Annotated in this window: 22 protein-coding genes; 5 read left to right on the plus strand and 17 right to left on the minus strand. The window is 54.2% G+C overall.

The features are described 5' to 3' along the window. Positions 1-3: 3 nt before the first annotated feature. The 9 genes from ydhT to ttrS all read right to left on the minus strand — a co-directional run bounded on the left by ydhT (position 4) and on the right by ttrS (position 9,150). Complete coding sequence (ydhT, locus tag QNN86_RS06790) at positions 4-816, minus strand: protein YdhT (RefSeq protein WP_414210821.1); 813 nt, start codon at positions 814-816, stop codon at positions 4-6. A gap of 3 nt (positions 817-819) precedes the next feature. After that, the gene (gene phsC, locus QNN86_RS06795) at positions 820-1,605 is read right to left on the minus strand and encodes a thiosulfate reductase cytochrome B subunit (protein ID WP_117343030.1); all 786 of its coding nucleotides are present in this window, start codon (positions 1,603-1,605) and stop codon (positions 820-822) included. After that, positions 1,602-2,270 (minus strand): 4Fe-4S dicluster domain-containing protein, encoded by a 669-nt coding sequence (locus QNN86_RS06800; protein ID WP_096757199.1) that lies wholly within the window; start codon positions 2,268-2,270, stop codon positions 1,602-1,604. Before QNN86_RS06800 ends, phsC begins: the two co-directional genes overlap by 4 nt. Before the next feature lie 64 nt (positions 2,271-2,334). Next, positions 2,335-3,012 (minus strand): YdhW family putative oxidoreductase system protein, encoded by a 678-nt coding sequence (locus tag QNN86_RS06805; RefSeq protein WP_182269913.1) that lies wholly within the window; start codon positions 3,010-3,012, stop codon positions 2,335-2,337. 10 nt (positions 3,013-3,022) lie between these two features. After that, entirely contained in the window at positions 3,023-5,125 is a 2,103-nt protein-coding gene (locus tag QNN86_RS06810) for an aldehyde ferredoxin oxidoreductase (RefSeq protein ID WP_137363036.1), read from the minus strand. A gap of 245 nt (positions 5,126-5,370) precedes the next feature. Next, positions 5,371-5,997 (minus strand): ferredoxin-like protein, encoded by a 627-nt coding sequence (locus tag QNN86_RS06815; protein WP_096757202.1) that lies wholly within the window; start codon positions 5,995-5,997, stop codon positions 5,371-5,373. A gap of 509 nt (positions 5,998-6,506) precedes the next feature. Then, on the minus strand, positions 6,507-6,716 hold the full coding sequence (gene fumD / locus QNN86_RS06820; protein WP_096757203.1) for a fumarate hydratase FumD: 210 nt from the start codon (positions 6,714-6,716) through the stop codon (positions 6,507-6,509). 93 nt (positions 6,717-6,809) lie between these two features. After that, entirely contained in the window at positions 6,810-7,394 is a 585-nt protein-coding gene (gene ttrR / locus QNN86_RS06825; RefSeq protein ID WP_181619313.1) for a tetrathionate respiration response regulator TtrR, read from the minus strand. After that, positions 7,369-9,150, minus strand: a complete 1,782-nt coding sequence (gene ttrS / locus QNN86_RS06830) for a tetrathionate respiration histidine kinase TtrS (protein ID WP_182269914.1) — start codon at positions 9,148-9,150, stop codon at positions 7,369-7,371. The genes ttrR and ttrS overlap by 26 nt, the downstream gene beginning before the upstream one ends. Before the next feature lie 179 nt (positions 9,151-9,329). On the opposite strand from ttrS, the gene ttrB reads away from it, so the two are divergent. Genes ttrB through ttrA form a run of 3 tightly spaced genes read left to right on the plus strand, consistent with a single transcriptional unit; the run spans position 9,330 to position 14,145 of the window. Beyond that, positions 9,330-10,064, plus strand: coding sequence for a tetrathionate reductase subunit TtrB (gene ttrB, locus QNN86_RS06835; RefSeq protein WP_220470446.1), 735 nt, complete (start codon positions 9,330-9,332; stop codon positions 10,062-10,064). Next, the gene (gene ttrC, locus QNN86_RS06840) at positions 10,065-11,087 is read left to right on the plus strand and encodes a tetrathionate reductase subunit TtrC (protein ID WP_181619311.1); all 1,023 of its coding nucleotides are present in this window, start codon (positions 10,065-10,067) and stop codon (positions 11,085-11,087) included. Further along, positions 11,080-14,145 (plus strand): tetrathionate reductase subunit TtrA, encoded by a 3,066-nt coding sequence (ttrA, locus tag QNN86_RS06845; protein WP_414210822.1) that lies wholly within the window; start codon positions 11,080-11,082, stop codon positions 14,143-14,145. The genes ttrC and ttrA overlap by 8 nt, the downstream gene beginning before the upstream one ends. A gap of 77 nt (positions 14,146-14,222) precedes the next feature. Here the strand turns inward: ttrA and QNN86_RS06850 are convergent, their stop codons facing one another. Genes QNN86_RS06850 through QNN86_RS06860 form a run of 3 tightly spaced genes read right to left on the minus strand, consistent with a single transcriptional unit; the run spans position 14,223 to position 16,740 of the window. Beyond that, positions 14,223-15,035, minus strand: coding sequence for a MetQ/NlpA family ABC transporter substrate-binding protein (locus tag QNN86_RS06850; protein WP_279276914.1), 813 nt, complete (start codon positions 15,033-15,035; stop codon positions 14,223-14,225). Positions 15,036-15,056: 21 nt separating this feature from the next. Continuing rightward, positions 15,057-15,725: a methionine ABC transporter permease gene (locus tag QNN86_RS06855; protein WP_096757209.1), complete on the minus strand. Its 669-nt coding sequence runs from the start codon at positions 15,723-15,725 to the stop codon at positions 15,057-15,059. Beyond that, positions 15,718-16,740, minus strand: a complete 1,023-nt coding sequence (locus tag QNN86_RS06860) for an ATP-binding cassette domain-containing protein (RefSeq protein WP_182269917.1) — start codon at positions 16,738-16,740, stop codon at positions 15,718-15,720. The genes QNN86_RS06855 and QNN86_RS06860 overlap by 8 nt, the downstream gene beginning before the upstream one ends. Before the next feature lie 572 nt (positions 16,741-17,312). Between QNN86_RS06860 and pykF the strand changes: the two genes are divergently transcribed. Together pykF and lpp are read left to right on the plus strand one after the other, a co-directional pair. Continuing rightward, positions 17,313-18,734: a pyruvate kinase PykF gene (gene pykF, locus QNN86_RS06865; RefSeq protein ID WP_096757211.1), complete on the plus strand. Its 1,422-nt coding sequence runs from the start codon at positions 17,313-17,315 to the stop codon at positions 18,732-18,734. Between the two features lie 307 nt (positions 18,735-19,041). Next, positions 19,042-19,278 (plus strand): murein lipoprotein Lpp, encoded by a 237-nt coding sequence (lpp, locus tag QNN86_RS06870; protein WP_003029373.1) that lies wholly within the window; start codon positions 19,042-19,044, stop codon positions 19,276-19,278. A 69-nt stretch (positions 19,279-19,347) separates the two neighbouring features. Here lpp and ldtE read toward each other — a convergent pair whose 3' ends face one another. The 5 genes from ldtE to sufC form a co-directional block, all read right to left on the minus strand. Continuing rightward, positions 19,348-20,349 carry a L,D-transpeptidase LdtE gene (ldtE, locus tag QNN86_RS06875; protein ID WP_181540936.1) on the minus strand — a complete coding sequence of 334 codons (1,002 nt, stop codon included), beginning with the start codon at positions 20,347-20,349 and terminating at the stop codon, positions 19,348-19,350. A 123-nt stretch (positions 20,350-20,472) separates the two neighbouring features. Then, a complete protein-coding gene (sufE, locus tag QNN86_RS06880) occupies positions 20,473-20,889 on the minus strand; it encodes a cysteine desulfuration protein SufE (RefSeq protein WP_181619309.1) in 417 nt (138 codons plus the stop codon). 12 nt (positions 20,890-20,901) lie between these two features. Then, complete coding sequence (gene sufS / locus QNN86_RS06885) at positions 20,902-22,122, minus strand: cysteine desulfurase SufS (RefSeq protein ID WP_414210823.1); 1,221 nt, start codon at positions 22,120-22,122, stop codon at positions 20,902-20,904. Continuing rightward, positions 22,119-23,390: a Fe-S cluster assembly protein SufD gene (gene sufD, locus QNN86_RS06890; RefSeq protein WP_414210824.1), complete on the minus strand. Its 1,272-nt coding sequence runs from the start codon at positions 23,388-23,390 to the stop codon at positions 22,119-22,121. The genes sufS and sufD overlap by 4 nt, the downstream gene beginning before the upstream one ends. Continuing rightward, positions 23,365-24,111, minus strand: a complete 747-nt coding sequence (gene sufC, locus QNN86_RS06895) for a Fe-S cluster assembly ATPase SufC (RefSeq protein WP_181619306.1) — start codon at positions 24,109-24,111, stop codon at positions 23,365-23,367. The genes sufD and sufC overlap by 26 nt, the downstream gene beginning before the upstream one ends. Between the last annotated feature and the right edge of the window lie 4 nt (positions 24,112-24,115).

The raw sequence follows: 24,115 nt of genomic DNA on the forward strand, positions 1-24,115 counted from the left end.
GGCTCAGCAGGCCACAAACTGGTGGTCGTCGTTGAGCCGGTATTTCACACCGGCACGGATATTATTCTCGCCCTCGATAGCCACGGCAAACCGCATTCTCTCCCCGTCGTGATAGGCAAGCGCGGCACATCCACCGGGGCCGAGAATGATTGAATCGACCTCGCCGGTACTGGCAACGACCGCATTTTCACCGCTGGCAATAATGTGCACATTGTCAGCACAGTTAGCAATCTTTGACTCAGGGCCAAAGCTGGCGATCTGCGTGAGATCGCCGCTGCTGGCAATACGGCTGCGCTCGCCCAACGAACTGATACGCACACGCATGCCGGTACTGGCGATGCGCGTACTGTTTCCCACGCTGCTAATGCGCGTGGAGTTTCCCGCGACCGCGATTCTGCTGCGATTACCGGAGCTGCCGACATGCGTATTGTACCCCACGCTGCCAATGCGGGCGCTGTACCCCGCGCTGGCAATCTGTGCGGCGTACCCGGCGCTGGCTATTTTGACGTTATCACCTGCACTGCCAAGGCTGTCGCTGTCCGTCGCACTCGCCAGCTGTCTGCCGTTGTCGTCAGCCGTTTGCGGGCTGGCTAAACGCGCCATGGCGAAAATATCCTGCTGCACAAAGCGCGCCTCATTCAGCCATTTAGACCAGCCATATTCCACGAGGCTGTCTGCCCAGTCGCCGAAACCCTCTCGTTCAAGCGCTCGGTGAACATCCGCATAGCTGCCGCCGTCGGGAAACGAACGCAGAAACCAGCGGTACAACACGGGCCCGACGCGCCAGGCCCGTAAGTCACTAGAGGTTATCATCATTGCTTAATGCCGATGATAGCCATCCACCATGCACCTGAAGGTTTCGCCCGGTGTGCGTCCCGTGGTGCAGAGATAAAGATGTCCAAAAATGAAAAACAGACTCACTATCGCCAGCGCAAAGTGCGCCTGCAGCAACCAGTAACGCACACCCGGGAACAGATCGCCCACCGCTTGCGGATACAGCGACAGCAAACCAGAAATCAGCAACAGCGGTAACAGTCCGTACATTACGCCGACATAGGCCGCCTGCTGTAACGGGTTGAACTTAGACCGCGTGGATGCCGGGAACGGGTGTGCCTCACCCTGCATAATGCCAAACAGATAAAACCGCGTCTGTCGTTGCGCCCGCCCAATCCAGCCCTGGCGTTTAATCATATAGTGATGCCCGTTGCCACCGATCAGGTTGATCAGCACAAAGCCAATCCAGCACGCCAGCAGCAAGAAGCCACAGATTTCGTGCACAGCATGCAGGCTTTTCATTACCGGGGCGCTGACGGCAGAAAAGTGGTTGAGCAGGCCACTGCCCAGCAGCAGTAAAAACAGCAGCGCATTCGACCAGTGCCACAGGCGGACCGCCTTAGAGTACAGATAAACTTTCTCACCGTGCCCGGCTGACGCTTTATTGGCAGAGCGAAAGCGCAACATGGCGTGTAGCGCCAGCACCAGCCACATCCCCACCAGCATTAACCCGGCAGCCACCAGCCAGACGGGCCAGTAGTCGGGCTTAAACAAGGGGACGTACTGCGCAAGTTGCGCATGAAACTGTTCGGCATTCTGCGACGCGTTCATACATTATCCTTTTTAATCAAATGTTGACCGAACCGACGATACAGATGGGGTTTCCCGGCGCCTGCCAGCTGATACTCGTAAAACTTGTTTTCGCGCAGCCAGGCCTGAACCTGCGGACTATCTTCGCGCCCAAATATCAGCGCATGTTCCGGGCACGCATTCACGCAGATAGGCGGGAAGCCTTTTGCCAGACGTGACTCGGCGCAGAAGTCACATTTGTCGGCCACTTTGGTTTGCGGATTAAGATAGCGAACCTGATAAGGACAGGCCCCTATGCAGTAGCTACAGCCAATGCAACGCGCGGCGTCAACCCGCACAATCCCATTCTCATCGCGCCAGGAAGCACCGGTCGGACACACCTCAATACAGGGCGCATCGTCACAATGCTGGCAGGACTGGCGGAAATAGTGATACAGGGTTTCGTTGTCGTTATCCGACACCGGAATATGGGCAATCGACAAACGGCTACCCTGGGCTGGAACATGGTTGGTTTTTCTGCACGCTCGGGCACAAATATTACAGCCGTTGCACAATGACTCATCATGAATCATGACATAACGAACCGCTTGCGTATTTTTGGTACTTGCTAACAAGGTTTGGCCTGGGCCGGTGAAAAAAATCACCGTCCCCATGCCAATAACAAATTTTCGTCGGGTGAAGGACATCGGGTTATCCTCTAATGCTGTGACAGTGATCGTCCACACGTTCCATGACATTTACCTGATCAATTCAGGGGTTCTGGTACTGCTCAACCTCAAGCCATTCACACAGGCCGTACGCCTTGCCGTAGCGCATAAAGCGCTCGCTAAACAGATAAGGTTCCGCATTCGACGCTTCCACAACGCGTATATCTGCGTAATCCGGGTGCGTTTCCATGGCAGTCAGCGCCGCGGCTATCTGTTGAGGTGCAAAGTGATACGGCGACTGTCCGAGCATGGCGACCTTATACGGGCGAGGATACGTTCGGCAGTCAAAGCGCACCGCCTCGGCGATCGCCCGGCAGATATCGTTTTCCACCACCTGCACGCACATGTCGGCATAGTTAGCCGTCATGGTCTGCGTCGAGTAGAAATACACATCTTCCGCACCCTGCACGCAGGTAATATCCGCACTTCCCGCCTGCTCATGCATGGCGTCCAGCAGCAGCGTAAGGTCTGTTTCAGGCATTGAATAAGGTGGCTGCAAAAACACACCGCGCGCCACCAACTGGCCAGACGCGGAGTGCTGGCGGATAAAATCCGCCATTATTGACTCCGCCGTCACCGGCTCTTCGACCTGCGGCGTGTTGCTGTGCTCTACGGCCGGGTGTAACGCCTGTAGCCACTGTCGTTTTTGGCTATCCACCTCATCAGGAAGCGCTATACACGCTTCCTCATCGGCGACCAGAACGTCGCTCACGTTAGTCATCTCGCGTTCCTTACGCCGGCAGCAGATTCTGCGCAGCCAGATCGGCTGCCACATCCTCAAGACCGAGGCGATTCAGGGTTTCACGCGTTGGGCAGCCGAGTTCCGGGTCCCAGCCCATTTCCTGATAGAACATCGTCAATGACTGGCGCATATCTTCCCGATCCATTTTGTCGGTCCCTTCGGTAAACACCGGGATCTTAGGATCTTTGTCGAAGACCCAAGAGCAGATAAGATCGTGCTCATTGCGCATATCTTTGGTTTGCATCAGTTTCACTGTATAGGCACGGTGCAACGTAAAAATACGCTCGGCGGCGAGATCCAGGCTTGCCTGCGTTGTTTCATCACCGGTTACCGCCTGGAAGAATTTCGCTTCCAGATCCAGATCCCCACGATAGTTTCGACTCTTCAACGGCGACACCGTCATCGGCCAGACCCAGTTGCACAGCGTGACGGCGTTATGGAGACAGACCTTCAGCAGCGTCCATTTGGCATATTTAATTTTGGCGGCGTTGATTGGGGTGTAGTTTTTTGTTTCGTCGTAGGCATCCTGTGAGCCAAACAACTCACCCGCCACTTCACGCTGTAATTTCAACGGCAAACCAGAGCCGATGAAGTTGATGTGGGTGTGCGCCATGCAGTCACGGTTAAACATGCAGTTGGTGATCGCCCCCACCTGTGCCGAGGCCTCGTTAGCATGGTGAACAGGAAAACCAAACGGCGACCACAGTTTGTTTTTGGCATAGCCCCAGTACTCGTCGCCTAAATTCCAGCGTTCGGCAATGGCATATGACCCATCTGCAAGGTGGCTGAGTTCACCGACGCGATGCGCCAGGCGGTAGTAGAAATCTTTAATAAAATTAGGATCGCCCGCTTCCAGCTGATCCCAACGGATCTCGGCATACTCTTCGGCCGGCAGCACGCGTTTAAAAACGCCTTTGGCGTAGCAGTAGGTGAAATCACGGTGCAATTGCCCGTAGTTACACCAGATACCGTAGTCGTCGAACAGGTTCAGGCCAACCAGATTCCCCACCACGCGGCCATCATCTTTCTCGTCAAAATCTTTCGGGCCGTGCGGGAAAATCGTGGTGTGCACGAAGTTCGCCACGCAGGTGTTACCACCGGTACTCGGTACACCAAAATCTTTAACACGCGGGACGTTGAGCTGGGTCATACAGCGAATCGGGCATGAGTGACAGCCGCTCATTTTGACCGTGTATTTTTCTGCGGCCGGTCCGAGATCGAACACCGACTTGTAGGTACGAAAGCCGACGGTATTTTGGTTGCCTGGCGGGATTTCCCCCGTTTCAATCGGGCCGCCTTCCGCCGCGCCCCAGAACAGCCCTTTACGCGCCGTCCAGCGTGAGTTTGGCGATGAATATTCAGCCCACGCCTGTGGCGTGCTCGGCACCACATGGTTGTTGTTAGCGCCGATAAGCTCGGTCATCATGTAATCGTTCAGCCGCTTCATCTCTTTGCGATCGGCGATGTTGACCCCTTTTGTGCCTTCAACCGCAATGGCCTTCAGGTTCTTCGAGCCCATCACCGCACCGGTGCCAGCACCGCCGCTGTGGTTGCGGCTGTTGATCATACAGGACAGAGGTACCAGATTTTCTCCCGCCTGACCGATGGCGGTGACGCAGGTTTCCGGGCTGGTGATGCGACAAATTTCTTCGGTCGTAGCGCGTGTACCCTTGCCCCACAGGAAGTCGGCTTTTTCGATGCTGACTTTGTCGTCTTTGATATTGATCCAGACAGGCGATGCCGCCTTACCTTCAATCACAATCGCGTCATAGCCGGCAAATTTCATTTGTGCCGCAAAGAAGCCGCCCATATGGGCATCAACGACTAAATTACCTTTGGTAAAGGTTGATAATGAGGTGATATTGACGCGTGAACTGCAGGGTGCGCCCGAGCCAGTGAGGGGACCGGTGGCGAAAACCAGTTTATTCCCTTCATCAAAAGGTTTTGTGCCTGGCGGGACTTCGTCGTACATAATTTTATAACCAAAGCCCATCCCACCGACAAATTTTTTAAATTTACTGGAATCTTCCACGGTGATATTACCCGTCGTGAGATTGACCCGTAAAATATTACCTGTCCAACCATTAGCCATCATGTTTTCCTTTGCGAGAAGGTTTAATAGATATACCCGTCATACTTCAAGCTGCATGTGCGTTAGCTACGTTCCTTCACCCCAGTCACATAGTTATCTATGCTCCTGGGGATTCACTCACTTGCCGCCTTCATGCAACTCGAATTATTTTGGGTATTTACCCGTCATTTTGCTGGCCGCATTTCTGTACATAGCGGCAATATTATTGACAATTAATGACGCGTATCAGGCAAGCCTGCTTTCCATCAAACGGTAATCTCTTTCCATTCGATAATTTTTAATGCTCCAGTCGGACAAGCATTGGCGCATTCCCCACACAACACACATTTTGAGGATTTTTTGGTTTCGGTATTTACAGTCGCCATCATCCAGGGACAGGCCGTGGTACACGCGCTACAGCCAATGCAGCGCTTGTGATCCACCGCAATACAGCCGTCTTCCTGTTTCCAGGTAATTGCGCCAATCGGGCAGACAGCCATACATTGCGGATCTTTGCACTGGCGGCAGGTGTCGGCGGTGTAGTTTAAATCGCCGTACAGTCCGCCACCGGAACCGACGCCGTTGTCACCAAAGAAAAAGTTGCGATGGATTTTGATACGGGAAAAGAAGGTGCCAACGGCGCCATCATTATAATTCGTACAAGAAATTTCGCAGCGGTGGCATCCTGTGCAGCGTGCGCGTTGCGTCACCAGCACTCCTTTCGGCGTGTTAATCAGCCCGACAGTGCCGCTATCGACATCTTCCTGCTTACAGCCAAAAAGTGATAACAGTGCGGGGGCAATGGTTAACCCTGCCAGACCTTTTCCTGATATCCGCAGAAATTCAAGTCGCGTTAAACCACAATCTAAAAATGGACGATCAACCTGGTTCATTTATTTCGCATCCTCTTCGCAAACGCTGTAGCAGCAACACATCCAGTGCTCATGTTTATACGCGCCGGGCAGGCCAAATCGGGCCACTGATGTTGCCGACAACACGTGTTATTTTTGCCCTAACCTGATCGCATCAATGACGGTGGTTAAACGGAGTGAATCTTTACCCTCAAGACAGGAATAACCCTTTGGGGTTAGGCGGATAAATAATGTGGTTATTCATAGCCTGTAACCTTGATCGTTATCAAGTAAAAACGGGAAGGAGAATAATTAATGCGGAGTGATATTTATTATCATTAAGGCAGGTTGAAATAGTATTTCATCTGCATTAAAAATATTTGTGATTACACCTCCAAATATAAGCGTTTGCTTTAATCGATATATAATACAATACATAACGACAGATACATTTTTCTGCACTTTTTATTTTCAAAGATGAATTATATATATTGATAGAATACCGTGGAAAAATTACAGGGCGGCAGCCTTGCTCCACCGCCCTTTTCAGGTCAACCGGCTAACGCTTTAATCACCGTCTCCATGGCCTGTTTTTCTAACTCACTGCGTTGCACACGCTGATTGGCGAGGGTGGTTCTCAGTACACCGGCAATGACGATATGTTTAGGCTCTTGTCCCAGATCGCGCATTTCCAGTACTACTTTACCAACAACTCTGCACATCTCGCGGTACAGTTCGTCATCTTTGGTCTGATTACCCATATTTGCCTGCTCGTCATTAGCTCAAACCAACAGCATATATCAGTCTGGCTAATTAGACAAAAAATCAATGAAAATCAAATAACTGTCATGAATCTACAGAACCTGCTGCAGTCGGTTAACCAGCTCAGCCAAGCTCCCTGCCTGCATTTTTTCCATCACTCTTGCCCGGTGAACCTCAACGGTACGGACCGCAATATTCATTGCATCTGCGATTTCCCGGTTCATCAATCCTTGTGCCACCAGACCGGCCAGTTGTCGTTCCTTTGGGGTAAGCTGTTGGTAACAGGCGACAATCTCATGGCGTGTGCATGCCGTAATGGAAACCTGCAGAGCATGTTCCAGTGCGTCCTGAAGCGGTCCGGCAGAAACCGGCTTTTGCAGAAAATCGACCGCTCCACGTTTCATTTGCGTGACCGCCATCGGTACATCGCCATGCCCGGTAAGAAAGACCACCGCCAGCGTGCTGCCGCGCCGTAGCATCTCGTCATGTACACCTTGTCCATCCAGCCCCGGCATACGCATATCCAGTAACAAAACCCCGACCTGATGCAGATTAACCTCGGCCAGGAAGGTTTCTCCGTGCTGCCAGCATCGGACCTCGTATCCCAGACTTTCCAGTAAAAATGCGCAGGCCTGGGTGACGGCTACATCGTCATCCAGCAGATGAATGATCGCCACAATCGCCCCCTTTCTGTGTTGGCTTAAAATGTAATCTTACCGCGACGCCTGCCCGACCATCCGGAGCCTGCTGATTGTTGATGCTGATCTCGCCGCCGGCATAGCGAACCAGGCGTTGGCATATGACCAATCCCAGCCCCATTCCTTCTTTGCGGGTAGTCATAAACGGTTGGAACGCCTGAAAAAGCTGAGTTTCATCGATGCCTCCGGCGTTATCCTGTACCTGTATGCTGATACCGTCGTCCTCATGTTGAGCGGTAAACCACACCGTACTGGCCCCTGCCTGAGCGGCGTTAAGCACCAGATTTGCCAGTACTTGTTCCAGCAGAACGCTGGGCAGCGTCAGCGTTAAGTTTGCGCTGACCGTCGTTTGCAGCGTGACGTCAGGAAATTGCTGCGCCATACGTAATAATTGCCAGACGTGGTGGACAGCATCGCGGATGTTGATCGCCTGCCAGTCATCCGTCATTACCGGATTGCCCTGCGCCTGGCTGGCCCACAGACGCAGATTGCGCAACGTATCAGCCCCCCGCTGTGCCTGAGCGTCAATCTGCTCCAGCGCAGGTAACAGCGGGTGCTGTCTATCCTGGCCGCGCAGGCGAATCAGGCAGCCTTGCGCGTAGTGACGGATAGCCGAGAGAGGCTGGTTAAGTTCATGGGCAAACCCGGACGTCATCTCGCCGAGGACGCTCATCTGACGCGCGGTTTCCAGGGCCTGCTCCTGCTTGCGCAACAGCACATTGTTACGCTCGAGCAGCCTGCCACGACGACGGACCAACAGCATCACCCAGATGTAGTTGAGTGTGAGCAACAGCAGAACCACCGCTGCGGCCCCCATTACCAGTTGATGCTGGATAAACCAGCTTTTGATATCCAGCCACAGTTGACGCTGCTGCGGGTGCTGGCGAACGTCACGGAGCAACGTTTCGACCTCGCGGGTCGAGGCGGGAGCTCCCCAGCGAAAAGGCGCATCTTGTGGGGCATTAAACAGCACCCGGGTGACGCGATCGGCAAGTTCATCACTCACTGCCGGCAGTGCGGCGAAGGACCAGTCAGGATAAAGCGGCGTGCTACTCAGGCAGGGAATCGACGTCGGATGGTTGAGCACCACCTTAAAATCGGCTTTATGGATCAGCCCTTCTTCATCCATTTTTTCCAGCAGACATACCGGCACAATCACGGCCTGAACGGCTTGCTCACGCAATAAATAGACTAACGCGTCGGCGGGAAAGCCAGTGAACCTCAGGCGCAAATCGCGCTCCGGGCGCAATCCCGCATCGATAAGCGCTTTATAACCCAGCAAATAGCCGCCAAATGCCTGGGCATCGATCGCCCCCACCGTTTTGCCGATCAGATCGTGTGCCGACGCGATCCCTCCGTCACGCCTGACCAGGATCGCACTACCAATCACATTGCTGGTTGCTTTTCCGCCGCGGGTGGAGCGTAAGGATGCCAGCCAGCGTAGCGCTGCGCGGTTGTTTAACTGCACAAACTGCGCCGGATTGGTCACCACAAACTGCACGGTTCCCCGGTTCACGGCATCTTGCATCTGGTGCAGGTCCAGCGGTTGAATATGAAACCGTTCACCGGCGATTTGCTGATTCAGCAGGGTTTCCAGCGGCTGCCAGTGATTACGTGTGGTGACCTCCCCACGCATGGCTAAGACGCCAATGTTCCATGTCTGCGCCCAGGCCGCTCCGCTCAGCATCCACACCGCTGCCAGCACCGTCAGGCAATGTACTACTTTACCTCTCACGCCATTATCCCTGTCATTTATGTTGTTTTAGATCAACAACAAGCCGGGTATGTGGTTAACCACAATAGAGTACCCCCCGCCACGATTTTTACACTGTAAATCATCAAGATTCTTTATTCATCACACGCAAACCAACGGCGTGACCAATGTTTCGTTGTTGCATTGTGACGGGAGAAAATATGGACAGCAGTAAACGGCAGTTTCTCCAGCAACTGGGCGTTCTGACCGCAGGCGCGTCTCTGGTTCCCCTGGCTCAGGCCGAGTTTCCCTTTTCGCCCGAACGCCATGAGGGTTCGCGCCAGCATCGCTACGCCATGCTGATTGATCTGCGGCGGTGTATCGGCTGTCAGGCCTGTACCGTCAGTTGCGCCATTGAAAACCAGACGCCTCAGGGCGCGTTTCGGACCAACGTCAACCAGTATCAGGTACAGGTTGAGGGTCAGCAAAGCGTCACCAACGTGCTGCTGCCGCGCCTGTGTAACCATTGCGATAACCCACCTTGTGTGCCCGTTTGTCCGGTGCAGGCCACCTTCCAGCGTGAAGATGGCATTGTGGTGGTCGACAATACGCGCTGCGTGGGCTGCGCCTATTGCGTGCAGGCCTGCCCGTACGATGCACGGTTTATTAACCATGAAACGCAGACCGCCGACAAATGCACATTTTGCGTGCACCGCCTGGAAGCTGGATTGCTCCCGGCTTGCGTGGAGTCTTGTGTGGGCGGCGCGCGCATTATTGGCGACATCAACGATCCGCACAGCCGGATTTCACGCATGCTGAACGAACACCATGACACCATCAAAGTCCTGAAACCAGAAAGCGGTACTTCGCCCCACGTGTTCTATCTGGGGCTGGATGACGCCTTTGTTACCCCGTTGATGGGACGTGCTCAACCCGCTCTGTGGCAGGAGGTTTAAATGACCCATTCTTTGATTATTGAAGAGGTGCTGGCCCATCCGCAGGAGATAAGCTGGCTGCCCTGGGCGGTACAGTATTTCTTTTTCATCGGCATTGCCGCCTGTGCGGCGCTGTTCGCCTGCGTGCTCCACTGGCGTAAAAAAGCGCAGCCGCAGCTCGAAAACCTGACGCTGCTGATCGCCCTGACCTGTGCCATCACAGCCCCGCTGGCGTTGACCGCAGATTTACACCAGACCTCACGCGTCTGGCATTTCTACGCTTATCCGACACCGTGGTCATGGATGCCGTGGGGGGCACTGTTTTTACCGTTGTTTACCGGGTTTCTCGGTCTGTGGTTTCTGGCGCAGCAGGTCAAACGGTTTACGCATAAAAGTTACAGTGTCACAAAATGGTTAGCCGTGGGCAGCGCGCTCTCAGCCGTTGGTTTATTGGTGTATACCGGCCGCGAAGTCTCCGTCGTACAGGCGCGTCCCATCTGGTTCAGCTACGCCTTCCCGTTGGCGATGTTCCTCAGCGCGCTGCAAACCTTCTTCGCCCTGCTTATAGCCAGCGTAAACCGCGACAGCACACTGCCGCGCAAGCTGGCATGGGGGCAGATTGTCACGTTGATCGTCCTGGCCATTGTGATGGCGTGGTGGGTGAGCGGCGATACCCTTTCTGGCTCGGCTATCCGCCAGTGGCTGGATGTCGCCGCGTCTGCACGGCACTACGCCATCGGCTGGGTAGTGCTGTGGGCTGTCTCACTGGCACTTTGCGGATGGGTGATACGTCACCCATCGTCATTACCGCTGCGCATTACTCTGGCCTTCAGCGCCATGGCGCTGTGCTGGCTGATGCGCTGGACGATACTGATTCAGGTGCAGACCATCCCCAAATTTAACGCGCAATTTAATCCGTACTCCCTGCCCGGCGGCACAGATGGCTGGCTGGCCATTGTAGGCACCTTTGGCCTGTGGGTTGCGCTACTCATTATTGTTCATGAAGGCCTCAACGCGATCGCAAGGAGAATGCAACATGGCTAATTTAACCCGTCGTCAGTGGCTTAAAGTTGGTCTCGCCGTTGGCGGGATGGTGACCTTTGGCCTGAGTTATCGGGATGTGGCGAAGCGTGCGATTGACGGTTTGCTGGATGGCACCTCGGGGAAAATCACCCGTGATCGCATCTTCGGCAATGCGCTTCCCCCCGAAGCCAACGCCCAACCACGCTGGCTGCAGAACCCGCAGCAGGTGATTTCCATGACCCAGTGTTTCGGCTGCTGGACCCAGTGCGGGGTGCGGGTTCGCGTCGACAGCGAAAAGGGCAAAGTGTTGCGTATTGCGGGCAACCCGTACCACCCGTTGTCGCATGAACATCACATCGATTCTGCTGTTCCGTTTGCCACGGCGATGGAACAACTGGCGGGCGAAAGCGGTCTTGATGCGCGTTCTACTGCCTGCGCCCGCGGCGCAACCCTGCTCGAAGGCCTGTACAGCCCGCTGCGAATTCTGGAGCCGATGAAGCGCGTCGGTAAGCGTGGCGAAGGAAAATGGCAGCGCATCAGCTTTGAACAGCTCATCAAAGAGGTGGTCGAAGGCGGCGACCTGTTTGGCGAAGGCCACGTTGACGGCCTGCGGGCCATCCACGACCCCATCACCCCATTGGATGCTAAGCACCCCGGCTTTGGCCCGAAATCCAATCAACTGCTGGTCACCAATACCAGCGACGAGGGACGCGATACGTTTATCCGCCGTTTCGCACTGAACAGTTTTGGTAGTAAAAACTTCGGCGCGCACGGTGCGTATTGTGGGCTAGCGTATCGGGCCGGTTCCGGCGCGTTAATGGGCGATCTGGATAAAAACACCCACGTCAAACCGGACTGGGATAACGTCGAGTTCGCGTTATTTATGGGCACCTCCCCGGCGCAGTCCGGCAACCCGTTTAAGCGCCAGGCTCGCCAACTCGCCAGCGCCCGCTTACGCAATGATTTCGAATATGTCGTTGTCGCACCCGCCCTGCCATTAACCACGGTACTGGCTGACGATCGCGGTCACTGGCAGCCTGTGCACCCGGGGAGCGACTCGGCGCTGGCAATGGGAATGATCCGCTGGATCATCGAAAAGCAGCGCTACAACGCCGATTACCTCGCCATCCCTGGTGTCCAGGCCATGCAACAGGCCGGAGAAAAAAGCTGGACCAACGCCACGCATCTGGTGATTACCGATGAGATCCCAACGCTTGCCGGACAGCATCTCACGCTCGCCCATCTTCACACCGACGCGCCTGGCGAACCGCTGGTCGTTAACGAGGCCGGTGACATGGTCGCAGCCAGCAGCTGTCAACGCGCACAGCTGTTCGTGACCCGCGAAGTGACGCTGGCCGACGGGCAAACCGTGACGGTGAAAAGCGGGTTCCAGCGACTAAAAGAGTCCGCCGAAAAGCTGTCACTGGCGCAATACAGCCAGCAGTGCGGCGTGCCGGAAGCAAAAATAGGCGCGCTGGCGGACGCCTTTACCCGTCACGGGCGTAAAGCCGCGGTGATCACCCACGGCGGGATGATGGCAGGCAACGGATTTTACAACGCCTGGGCGGTGATGATGCTGAATGCGCTGATTGGCAACCTCAGCCTCGAAGGCGGCGTCTTTGTGGGCGGCGGTAAGTTCAACGGGGCCACCGACGGACCGCGCTATAATATGGACAGTTTCGCCGGAAAGGTAAAACCGAAAGGTCTGAGCATCGCGCGTAGCAAAACCGCCTATGAATCCTCTGAAGAGTACCGTAACAAAGTCGCCGCCGGACAATCGCCCTTCCCGGCGAAAGCCCCATGGTATCCGTTTGTCGCCGGGCAGTTGACCGAACTTCTCGTCTCGGCGCTCGAAGGCTATCCGTATCCGCTAAAAGCCTGGATATCCAACATGACCAACCCGTTCTACGGCATTGCGGGGCTGCGTGGCGTGGCGGAAGAAAAACTCAAAGATCCAGCGCGTCTGCCGCTATTTATTGCCATTGATGCTTTTATGAACGAAACCACCGCGCTGGCGGATTATATTGTTCCGGATACCCACAACTTCGAAAGTTGGGGATTCAGCGCCCCATGGGCAGGCGTCGCCAGTAAAGCCACCACCGCCCGCTGGCCGATTGTGGCGCCCGCCACCAGCAAAACCGCCGACGGCCAACCGGCGTCGATGGAGTCATTTTGCATCGCGGTGGCAAAACGCATTGGGCTACCGGGCTTTGGCGATAACGCCATTACCGACCCGCAGGGTAATCACTACCCGCTGAACCGCGCGGAAGATTACTACCTGCGCCTCGCCGCCAACATTGCGTTTATGGGGAAAGCACCGGTTGCAGAGGCTTCGCCGGACGATATTTCACTGACCGGTGTGACGCGGATCCTCCCCGTCATCACCGATACGCTGAAAGCCGACGAAGTTCGTCGCGTGGCGTTTGTTTACTCGCGCGGAGGTCGCTTTGCGCCAGATAAGAGTGGTCGTACCGATAACCGTGTCGGTAATGCCTGGGAAAAACCACTGCAAATCTGGAATGCGGACGTCGCCGCGCACCGCCATGCGATCACCGGCGAGCGCTACAGCGGCTGTCCGGCCTGGTATCCGTCCCGCCTGTCCGACGGGCGTTCGGTGGACGAATTATTCCCTCAACAAGCGTGGCCGCTGAAGATGATCTCCTTTAAGTCCAATACCATGTCCAGCGCCACGGCGGTGATCCCGCGTCTGCACCACCTTAAACCGGTGAATCTGGTGGCGCTCAATCCGCAGGACGGCGCACGCTATGGCGTGGCCCACGGTGATACGGTACGCATCATCACGCCGGGTGGACAGGCACAAGCGCAGGTCAGCCTGCTCAACGGCGTCATGCCAGGCGTTATCGCAATTGAACATGGTTACGGACACAAAGAAATGGGGGCGGCACAGCACACGCTTGACGGTGAACCGATGGCGTTTGATGAAAAGGTAAAATCGGGGATCAATATTAACGATCTGGGTTTTGCCGACCCTACGCGCCAGGTAGCCAATACCTGGCTGGACTGGGTCTCAGGGGCGTCTGTGCGCCAGGGGCTTCCGGCGAGAATCGAGCGAGTGTAACTCGGGTGCCGGATGGCAACGCTAACGCGTTTTATCCGGCCTACGATGTCCTGTAGACCGGGTACGGCAAAAGCGGATCAGTTATTTACCGGGATCACCGCGCCTTTATATTTGGTGCGGATCCAGTCCTGAATTTCTTTTGAGTGCAGTGCGTCAACCAGCGCCACAATATCCTTTTTCTTCTCATCGCCGCGATGCACGGTAATGATGTTGGCATACGGGTTGTTTTCGCCGCTTTCGACGGCAATCGGATCTTTCACCGGATCCAGCCCGGCATCGATAGCGTAGTTGGCGTTGATCACCACCGCATCGCCTTCATCGTTGTTATACATCTGCGGCAATAACGCCGCTTCAACGTTAGGCAGGAACTTCAGCTTTTTCGGGTTCTCAACGATGTCGCTGATACGCGCGGTGACTTTATCAATGCCCGGCTTGAGCTTAATCACACCCTCTTTTTCGAAAATAGACAGAATGCGGCCTTCTTCGGACACCGCGTCACGCATGATGACCTTTCCACCCTCTGGCAGGTCTTTCAGCGACTTCACCTTTTTCGAATAGATACCAATCGGCTCAATGTGAATCGCTCCGGCGCTGACGAAATCATAGGTCTTATCACCCGCATGATCCTTCAGTACGCTGTTCAGGTACGGAATATGCTGGAAGTAGTTGGCATCAATCTCACGGCCCGCCAGCGCCGTGTTTGGCAGAATGTAGTCCTGGAACGGTTTAATCTCCAGCTCGATCCCCTGCTTCGCCAGGATCGGTTTCGCCTGTTCGAGGATCTCAGCGTGCGGCACGTTGGACGCGCCCACGGTCAGCGTATCTGCCCACGACGCAAAGCTCAGGGCGCTTAAGGTGGCGGCGGCGAGTAATGTCAGTGATTTTTTCATGATAATGGTTTCCGTATTTTATTAGCGTTTATCTAACAGAGAGGTGATCACATCGCCGCAAAACTGGATGATGAAGACAATAACCAGAATGGTCACCGTCGCCACCAGCGTAACGTCGCTGTGGTTGCGCTGGAATCCTTCCAGATAAGCCAAATTCCCTAAACCACCGGCACCAATCACACCAGCCATTGCGCTGTAGCTAACCAGGGCAATCAGCGTCACGGTGATACCGGACACCAGAGCGGGCGATGATTCCGGCAGTAAAACCCGAAAAATAAGCGTACTCAGACGTGCCCCCATGGAGCGGCTCGCTTCAATAACGCCTTTATCTACTTCACGCAGGGCAATTTCGACCAGACGGGCATAGAACGGTGCGGCACCCACGATCAGCGCGGGTAGCGCGGCGTTGGCACCAAGAATGGTGCCAACCAGCGTTTTGGTCACCGGGATCAGCAGCACGATCAAAATGATGAACGGGATTGAGCGGAAAATATTCACGATCAACGAGATGGCGCTGTACAGCGTGCGGTTCTGATACAGGCCGCCACGCGCGGTCAGAAATAGCGCCAGTCCGAGCGCAATACCCAGTACAAAGGTCGCCACACCGGAAAGCGCGGTCATGTAGAGCGTTTCCTGAGTTGCCGCGAACAGTTGGTCCCATTTCAGATGGGGAAACAGGGAATCAGCCATGTTGGATAACCTCGCCGTCAACGTCGCTGTGGCGCAGATCGGCCAGAATATTGTTGAGTTGTTCTTCAGTGGCCACCACGTGCACCCACAGTTGACCAAACGCGCCATGGGCGGTTTGCGTCATCTTGCCGTGCAGAATGTTAAACGGCAGGCCGTAGCGCAGGGTCAGTTCCCCGACCACCGGCCGATGGGTACGCTGTCCGGTAAACGTTAACTTAATCACCGCACCGCCGAGTTCGCTTGCCAGTTGCGGATTAAACTCATCTTCCTCGGCATATTGGCTTACCTGACGGACAAACTGACGGGTGATCGGCTGCTGCGGGTGGCTAAACACGCTGAGCACATCGCCCTCTTCAACCACTTTGCCGTTCTCCATCACCGCCACGCGATCGCAAATTTTGCGCACCACGTGCATCTCATGAGTGATCAGCACAATGGTTAATTTGAAACGCCGGTTAATATCGAGCAGCAAATCCAGGATTTGATCGGTGGTTTGCGGATCCAGCGCGGAAGTGGCTTCGTCGCACAACAGCACGTCCGGGTTGTTCGCCAGCGCACGGGCAATCCCGACACGCTGCTTTTGCCCACCGCTGAGCTGCGACGGCCAGGCGTTTTCTCGACCATCCAGCCCGACCAATGTAATCAGTTCGGCCACTCGTGCTTTAATTTTTGCTTTTGGTACACCGGCGATTTGCATTGAGAAAGCGATGTTTTCGCTGACGGTCCGCGACCACAGCAGGTTAAAGTGCTGAAACACCATGCTGATTTTCAGTCGTGCCTGGCGTAACGATTCCCCGCGCGCCGTGGTGATATCGTGACCATTGACGGTCACACTGCCGGAGGTTGGCTGTTCAAGGCCGTTAAGCAGGCGAATCAGGGTGCTCTTACCGGCACCGCTGTAGCCAATAATTCCGTAAATCTGCCCCTGTTCAACCGTCAGGTTGACGTTATCGACAGCGGTAATAGCAAGCCTGCCTGGCGTAAACACTTTCGAAATATTTTTCAGGACAATCATGTCGTTTGGGTATCCGCTGCTGCTTATCGTTATCCTGCTAACGCTTTTGGCTGTTTAGCAGTATGGATGTCCAAACGAGTGTAATCAGGGAAATAGGCTTTTGATATGAATTAAAAAGAATTTGATATAACTATAAGGAATAACTGTTTTGCGCTATTGTCGTTTGCAAGAACCGGGAATGAAGAACGTCGTGTTGTTGCGCAACAGACCGCCGCTGCGGACAACCTCTTTATCCATAGCAATGAACAAATTCGTGAATATTTTTTCGTGAAACTGCACAGAACGCTTTTGAAACACCGTTTCCATTTTCCTTTTAGATAATTTTCAGCGTATAATGCGCGCCAATTGTCTCTTGAATGGTTTCAGCACATTGACCTGTAAAACTCAACGACTACAAAACTCTCCTACCCGTTGGGCTGAAACGCAAGCACACATTCCTCTGCACGCTCTTTCGATGTCACCTATCCTTAGAGCGAGGCATCACAACTTTCGTAACTCAGGTTTAGCTTCCCATCCGTGCGCGACGGAAGCCAGATTTCCATATCCTTCTCAACTTAAAGACTAAGACTGTCATGAAAAAGACGAAAATTGTTTGCACCATCGGTCCGAAAACCGAATCCGAAGAGATGTTAACCAAAATGCTGGACGCGGGCATGAACGTCATGCGTCTGAACTTCTCCCACGGCGATTACGCAGAACACGGTCAGCGCATTAAGAACTTGCGCAACGTGATGAGCAAAACCGGTAAGAAAGCGGCTATCCTGCTCGACACCAAAGGTCCGGAAATCCGTACCATTAAACTGGAAGGCGGTAACGACGTTTCTCTGAAAGCGGGTCAGACCTTCACGTTCACCACCGACAAATCTGTCGTAGGTAACAACGAAATCGTTGCTGTTACTTATGAAGGCTTCACCAATGACCTGTCCGTTGGCAACACCGTGCTGGTTGACGATGGTCTGATCGGCATGGAAGTTACCGCAATCGAAGGTAACAAAGTTATCTGTAAAGTGCTGAACAACGGCGACCTGGGCGAAAACAAAGGCGTTAACCTGCCGGGCGTTTCTATCGCGCTGCCAGCACTGGCTGAAAAAGACAAACAGGACCTGATCTTCGGTTGCGAGCAAGGCGTTGACTTCGTTGCAGCGTCCTTTATCCGTAAACGTTCTGACGTCATTGAAATTCGTGAGCACCTGAAAGCGCACGGCGGCGAAAACATTCAGATCATCTCCAAAATCGAAAACCAGGAAGGCCTGAACAACTTCGACGAGATCCTCGAAGCGTCTGACGGCATCATGGTTGCACGTGGCGATCTGGGCGTAGAAATCCCGGTTGAAGAAGTTATCTTCGCGCAGAAGATGATGATCGAAAAATGCGTGCGCGCACGTAAAGTGGTTATCACCGCGACTCAGATGCTGGACTCCATGATCAAAAACCCACGTCCGACCCGTGCTGAAGCCGGTGACGTGGCAAACGCCATCCTCGACGGTACTGATGCAGTCATGCTGTCTGGTGAATCCGCTAAAGGTAAATACCCGCTGGAAGCCGTTTCTATCATGGCAACCATCTGCGAGCGTACCGACCGCGTGATGACCAGCCGTCTGGACAACAGCCATGACAACCGCAAACTGCGTATCACCGAAGCCGTTTGCCGTGGTGCAGTAGAAACCGCTGAAAAACTGGAAGCTCCGCTGATCGTCGTAGCGACCCAGGGCGGTAAATCCGCTAAAGCTGTACGTAAATACTTCCCGAACGCGACCATTCTGGCGCTGACCACCAACGAAGTCACTGCGCGTCAGCTGGTTCTCAGCAAAGGCGTGGTGCCACACCTGGTGAAAGAAATCGCTTCTACTGATGATTTCTACCGTCTGGGTAAAGAAGTTGCGCTGCAGTTAGTTGAGCGCGGCCTGGCACAGAAAGGTGACGTTGTAGTGATGGTTTCCGGTGCGCTGGTACCGAGCGGCACCACCAACACGGCATCTGTTCACGTGCTGTAATAATTCCATCGGGAATAATTTGCCTAAAAAGCGCCCTTGCGGCGCTTTTTTTATTTCCGCGATAGCTACTATTAATAAAAAATCAAATCGGATTTCACTATCTAATTAGAGATTATCTAAGATGAATCCGATGGAAGCTTTCTGTTTTCACTCGGGTTTTTAGCCGTTTTTGCACAATTCGATGCTTCTTTGAGCGAACGATCAAAAATAAGTGCATTCGCATCAAAAAAATATTCTCAACCTAAAAAGCTTTGTGTAATACTTGTAACGCTACATGGAGATTAACTCAATCTAGAGGGTATTAATAATGAATCGTACTAAACTGGTACTGGGCGCGGTAATCCTGGGTTCTACTCTGCTGGCAGGTTGCTCCAGCAATGCTAAAATCGATCAGCTGTCTTCTGACGTTCAGACTCTGAACGCTAAAGTTGACCAGCTGAGCAACGACGTGAACGCAATGCGTTCCGACGTTCAGGCTGCTAAAGATGACGCAGCACGCGCTAACCAGCGTCTGGACAACGCAGCTACTAAATACCGTAAGTAATAGTATCTGTGTAATAGAAATGGCGCACATTGTGCGCCATTTTTTTTGCCCTTCATTTCTCCTTCCCTGTTACTGCATCGTCCGCACGTCCCCTGCTTCTGGCAATCCATTCTGTGCCGACTTCACCTCTGGCCCGTTGGCCGCAATCGGTGCCTGCCCGGCCGTGACGGTAACCGGATAACCTGCCCGACGATACAGCGCCCGATCCACCAGCCCCAGGTCTACGGCTTTACTGTCTTTAAACTGGGTAAAACCGGCTGGCAGCACATACGGCATGGTCTGTACGTTTTGTTCTTCCTCTGGCGACAATGGTCGGTGCACTTCAACATAACGCATACCGTTAGGCTCGATGGCGTATTTTATCGGTTCATTAATCACTCTGACCGGCGTGCCGGTTCTGACCTGAGCAAACAGGGCTTTGATGTCCGGCGCGTTCATGCGAATACAGCCAGAGCTGACGCGCAGGCCTACACTGTCGGGTGCGCTGGTGCCGTGGATAAGGTATTCACCGTTTCCATGCGCCAGACGCAGCGCAAAGCGTCCTAACGGGTTATTTGGTCCAGCGGGTACAACCGGCGGTAACGTAATACCGCGCTCCAGAGAGCGTTTACGGATGCCTGGCGTCGGTGTCCAGGTCGGATTAGGGATTTTCTGCCCAACCCGAGTTTCCATCACCGGGGTCTCCAGTCCCTGTAAACCAATGCCAATCGGGAATACCTGAACAATATTCTCTCCCGGCGGGAAGTAATACAGACGCAGCTCCGCCAGATTCACAATAATGCCTTCGCGCGGCGCATCCGGTAACAACAGTTGCGAAGGGATCGTAATCAGGGTGCCGGGGCTGGGTACCGGGGCAATCGTATTATTTGCTTCGAGGATCAGCATCGCGGCGGTATCAAACCGGCGGGCTATCGCCTGCAAGTTTTTATCGCCTTCCTGCACGGTGTAGGTTTGATTCTGCCCGACAAGACGACTGTTCGCCGCAGGCAAAGGATAATCGACCGCCCAGGCGGCCTGTATAGCGCTGTAAGCGCCGATTAGCATTAGAGTAATAATAGACGCGCGTTTCATACTCACTCACCCCCCTGGCGTTATTGCCGGATAACGGCTGCTGCGGTATCCGGCCGACGAGTCATTGCATAAATCTGCTCAGCGCTATCCTGCAAGGTTTGCCGGATAACGTGTTTTATCAGTTTAGCTAAGAGTTGCCGCTTGCGTACGAATAGCGCGAATCATCGCTTCCAGCCCCTGTGAACGCGATGGCGTGAGATGTTGCGTCAGTGCCATTTTCTCGAACCACGGACGCACATCAAAACGCACAATATCTTCGGCAGTCATTCGATCATATAAAATGAATACCACAGCAATCAGTCCTTTCACAATTGCCGCATCACTGTCGCCCTGTAATTCAATAATTCCGTCAGCATTCTGACGCATTGTTATCCATACCTGACTCTGACAGCCCTGAATGCTATTTTCCGCACAGCGATCATCAGCATTTAATTCTGGTAAACGCTGACCTAATTCAATGATATACAGATACTTCTCTTCCCAGTTCGCGCAGCGCAGAAAATTACGCAACAACTTTTCTTTATCCGGTAGCGCAGCCATAACGCCTCCCTGTTATCTCAGCAGGCGGTGAATTCGGACGAGGCCTGTGACCAGGCGATCCACCTCTTCATGGGTGTTATACATTGCCAGAGATGCCCGACACATCGCAGGGACGTTATAATATGCCATCAACGGCATGGCGCAGTGGTGCCCGGTGCGCACGGCGATGCCGTAGTTATCAAGAAAGCTGCCGACGTCATAAGCGTGGTGTTTGCCGAGGTTAAACGCAATCACTCCCAGACGGTTATCCGGCCCGTAAAGCGTTAAATCTGGCACATCCGCCAGTTGTTCCAGCGCATAGCGCATCATGAACTGCTCGTACTCGCTGATGTTATCCAGACCCAGCGCACTCACATATTCAATGGCAGCGCCCAGGCCGATAATACCGCCGGTATTGGGCGTTCCCGCTTCAAAACGCCACGGCGCTTTCGTCCAGGTGGTTCCCTGGCTCAGGCTAACCGTTGCTATCATTGAACCCCCGCCTTCCCAGGGCGGCATCTCCTGCAACAGCGACTCACGGGCATACAGCACGCCAATGCCGGTGGGTCCATACAGCTTATGGGCGGAGAAGACATAAAAGTCGCAATCCAGCGCCTGCACGTCTACTTTATGGTGCATCACCGCCTGCGCGCCATCGACCAGCACTTTTGCCCCGTGCTGATGCGCCAGCGCAATCATCTCTGCTAACGGGTTTTCGGTGCCCAGCACGTTGGATACATGGGTAATCGCCAGCAGTTGGGTGCGTTCGTCGAACAGAGTTGGCAGAGTATCCAACTGCAAGGTGCCATCAGCATTCAGGGGTATGATACGCAGCTCAGCACCCACGCGGGCACACAGCATCTGCCATGGCACGATGTTGGCGTGGTGTTCCATCTCACTGATGATGATGTTATCCCCCGCCCGCACATTGCTGGTGCCCCAACTGTTGGCTACCAGATTAATGCCCTCGGTCGTGCCACGCACAAATACCAGTTCTTCAGCGGAGCGGGCATTAATAAACAGCGACGCCAGCTTACGCACATTCTCCATTTTTTCCGTCGCCTGGGCGCTTAGGGTATGAATACCACGGTGAACCGCCGCATAGCCATGGCGGTAAAACTCAGCTTCGGCATCAATCACCTGATTCGGCTTTTGCGCGCTGGCAGCGCTGTCCAGATACGCCAGCGGCAGGCCGTTCACTTCACGAGTCAGGACCGGAAAGTCGGCCCGCACTTTTTCAATCGGAAATGTCATGCTACGCCTCCCGGCAGGCGTTGGGCTATACGCGCCAGAACCTGTTGTTTAAGCGTTTCATCGCTCAGGGCTTCCGTCAGCTCAGCGGCAAACGCATAGAGAATCATCTGTTGAGCATCCTGCTGGCCGATCCCACGCGAACGCAGATAGAACATCTGCTCATCGTCGATCCGCCCTACCGTCGCGCCGTGGCTGCATTTCACGTCATCGGCATAGATTTCCAGTTGCGGTTTGGTGTCCACTTCCGACAGCTTACCAAGCAGCAAATTATTGTTCGTCATCTGTCCGTCGGTTTTAATCGCGTGCTGCGCCACGTTGATCAGACCATTGAACACCGCCCGACCTTTATCGCTGACGATGGTTTTATGCAGTTGGCGGCTGTTGCAATAGGCTTTGTTATGCTCAAGCCAGGTGCGAGTATCGAAGACTTCGTTTTTCACCGGCATCGCCAGACTGTTAATCCGCAGCGTGGTGTTTTCGCCGTTCAGTTGGGTGCTGGTGTTATGGCGCAACACCGCGTCGCCAAGCAAAAAGCTGTGGCTCACCGCCGTAGCATCTGCGCCCAACTGAATGTCGTTATGGGCGAAGTGATGGCTGACCGGGTTCTCAAACGCCAGCTTGATATGCTGCAAGTGGGCATTGGCCGCCACGTTCATCGTAACGCGCGCGCCGGTAAAGTGCTTCAGCGCATTGAGGCTGACAAAATGTTCGATGAGGGTGGCTTCTGCGCCCTCCGCCAGTTCAAGGTGGTGGCGATAATGCGCGGTATTGACGTCATCGCCCGCCACTCCCTGGGTGATGTGCATCAACAGCAGCGGTTTCGCCGGGCGCTGATTACGTTTCACCTTGATATGCGTCACACTGCGCGACAGGCTTTCCGTCAGATGCAGAAATACCTCTGGCTGAATCGGTGCCGGCAGCGACAGGTGCGCATCGTCAACGGTAATGTCAAAGCCGCTACCGTCCGTGCTGTCGCTAAGCGCTTCGCAGAATTGCCCGTCGACAAACACCAGCCGCACGGCATCAATGCCAGCGGCTAACGCCTCGCACTGCGCCGGGGTTATCGCGGCAAGATGACTAACAAACTGGCTACCGGTTAATCCTTCCAGCGGCGTGTATTTCCAGTCTTCATGCTTACGCGTAGGCAGCCCAAGACGCAGCATCTGCTGTAAGTGCTGCTGCGCGTGCTGCGAGCGGGTTTCGCCCTGCGACTCAAACAGGTGATGCCACTGCTGCAGCACATTACTGCTGTTCACTAAGCCAGCCATATCCTTGCTCCTCCAGTTGTTTAACCAGCGTGAAATCGCCGGACTTAACAATGCGCCCCTGATATAAAACATGGACGTAATCGGGTTTGATATAGTCAAGAATACGCTGATAGTGAGTAACGATAATGAACGAACGCTTGCCGTCGCGCAGCGAATTGACGCCATCAGCGACAATTTTTAGCGCATCAATATCCAGCCCCGAATCAGACTCGTCGAGAATGCACAGCTGAGGCTCCAGCACCGCCATCTGCAAAATATCATTGCGTTTTTTCTCACCGCCGGAGAAACCGACGTTTACCGAGCGGGTGAGCAAATCCTCCGGCATTTTCAACAGCGCGATTTTCTCCTCCATCAAATCCTGGAAGTCGAATCGATCCAGCGCCTCTTCACCACGGTAGCTACGTACCGCATTGAGCGCAGTTTGCAGGAAAAACTGATTACTGACCCCGGGGATTTCCACCGGGTACTGAAACGCCATAAAGATGCCTTCACCGGCCCGGTCTTCCGGCGACAGCTCCAGTAAGTCTTTACCGTTAAATTCCACCGTTCCACCGGTGACGGCATAATCATCACGCCCGGCCAATGTCGCTGACAGCGTGCTTTTCCCTGAGCCATTAGGCCCCATAATGGCGTGAACTTCCCCCGGGCGGACCTCCAGGCTCAGCCCGCGCAGGATCGCCTTCTCTTCGACGCTGACCTGTAAATCTTTAATGCTTAACATGTGC

Origin of the sequence: Citrobacter sp. C348 (assembly GCF_047467975.1) — a bacterium.
Taxonomy (GTDB): domain Bacteria; phylum Pseudomonadota; class Gammaproteobacteria; order Enterobacterales; family Enterobacteriaceae; genus Citrobacter; species Citrobacter gillenii.

Excerpts from the sequence above, each read along its gene's own strand:
- QNN86_RS06855 (WP_096757209.1), bottom strand. The coding sequence starts at position 15,725 with ATGGCTGATTCCCTGTTTCCCCATCTGAAATGGGACCAACTGTTCGCG.
- ydhT (WP_414210821.1), bottom strand. The coding sequence starts at position 816 with ATGATGATAACCTCTAGTGACTTACGGGCCTGGCGCGTCGGGCCCGTG.
- ttrA (WP_414210822.1), top strand. The coding sequence starts at position 11,080 with ATGGCTAATTTAACCCGTCGTCAGTGGCTTAAAGTTGGTCTCGCCGTT.
- sufC (WP_181619306.1), bottom strand. The coding sequence starts at position 24,111 with ATGTTAAGCATTAAAGATTTACAGGTCAGCGTCGAAGAGAAGGCGATC.
- sufS (WP_414210823.1), bottom strand. The coding sequence starts at position 22,122 with ATGACATTTCCGATTGAAAAAGTGCGGGCCGACTTTCCGGTCCTGACT.
- ttrB (WP_220470446.1), top strand. The coding sequence starts at position 9,330 with ATGGACAGCAGTAAACGGCAGTTTCTCCAGCAACTGGGCGTTCTGACC.
- ldtE (WP_181540936.1), bottom strand. The coding sequence starts at position 20,349 with ATGAAACGCGCGTCTATTATTACTCTAATGCTAATCGGCGCTTACAGC.
- QNN86_RS06860 (WP_182269917.1), bottom strand. The coding sequence starts at position 16,740 with ATGATTGTCCTGAAAAATATTTCGAAAGTGTTTACGCCAGGCAGGCTT.
- phsC (WP_117343030.1), bottom strand. The coding sequence starts at position 1,605 with ATGAACGCGTCGCAGAATGCCGAACAGTTTCATGCGCAACTTGCGCAG.
- sufE (WP_181619309.1), bottom strand. The coding sequence starts at position 20,889 with ATGGCTGCGCTACCGGATAAAGAAAAGTTGTTGCGTAATTTTCTGCGC.
- QNN86_RS06805 (WP_182269913.1), bottom strand. The coding sequence starts at position 3,012 with ATGACTAACGTGAGCGACGTTCTGGTCGCCGATGAGGAAGCGTGTATA.
- QNN86_RS06850 (WP_279276914.1), bottom strand. The coding sequence starts at position 15,035 with ATGAAAAAATCACTGACATTACTCGCCGCCGCCACCTTAAGCGCCCTG.
- ttrC (WP_181619311.1), top strand. The coding sequence starts at position 10,065 with ATGACCCATTCTTTGATTATTGAAGAGGTGCTGGCCCATCCGCAGGAG.
- pykF (WP_096757211.1), top strand. The coding sequence starts at position 17,313 with ATGAAAAAGACGAAAATTGTTTGCACCATCGGTCCGAAAACCGAATCC.
- QNN86_RS06800 (WP_096757199.1), bottom strand. The coding sequence starts at position 2,270 with ATGTCCTTCACCCGACGAAAATTTGTTATTGGCATGGGGACGGTGATT.
- QNN86_RS06810 (WP_137363036.1), bottom strand. The coding sequence starts at position 5,125 with ATGGCTAATGGTTGGACAGGTAATATTTTACGGGTCAATCTCACGACG.
- QNN86_RS06815 (WP_096757202.1), bottom strand. The coding sequence starts at position 5,997 with ATGAACCAGGTTGATCGTCCATTTTTAGATTGTGGTTTAACGCGACTT.
- sufD (WP_414210824.1), bottom strand. The coding sequence starts at position 23,390 with ATGGCTGGCTTAGTGAACAGCAGTAATGTGCTGCAGCAGTGGCATCAC.
- fumD (WP_096757203.1), bottom strand. The coding sequence starts at position 6,716 with ATGGGTAATCAGACCAAAGATGACGAACTGTACCGCGAGATGTGCAGA.
- lpp (WP_003029373.1), top strand. The coding sequence starts at position 19,042 with ATGAATCGTACTAAACTGGTACTGGGCGCGGTAATCCTGGGTTCTACT.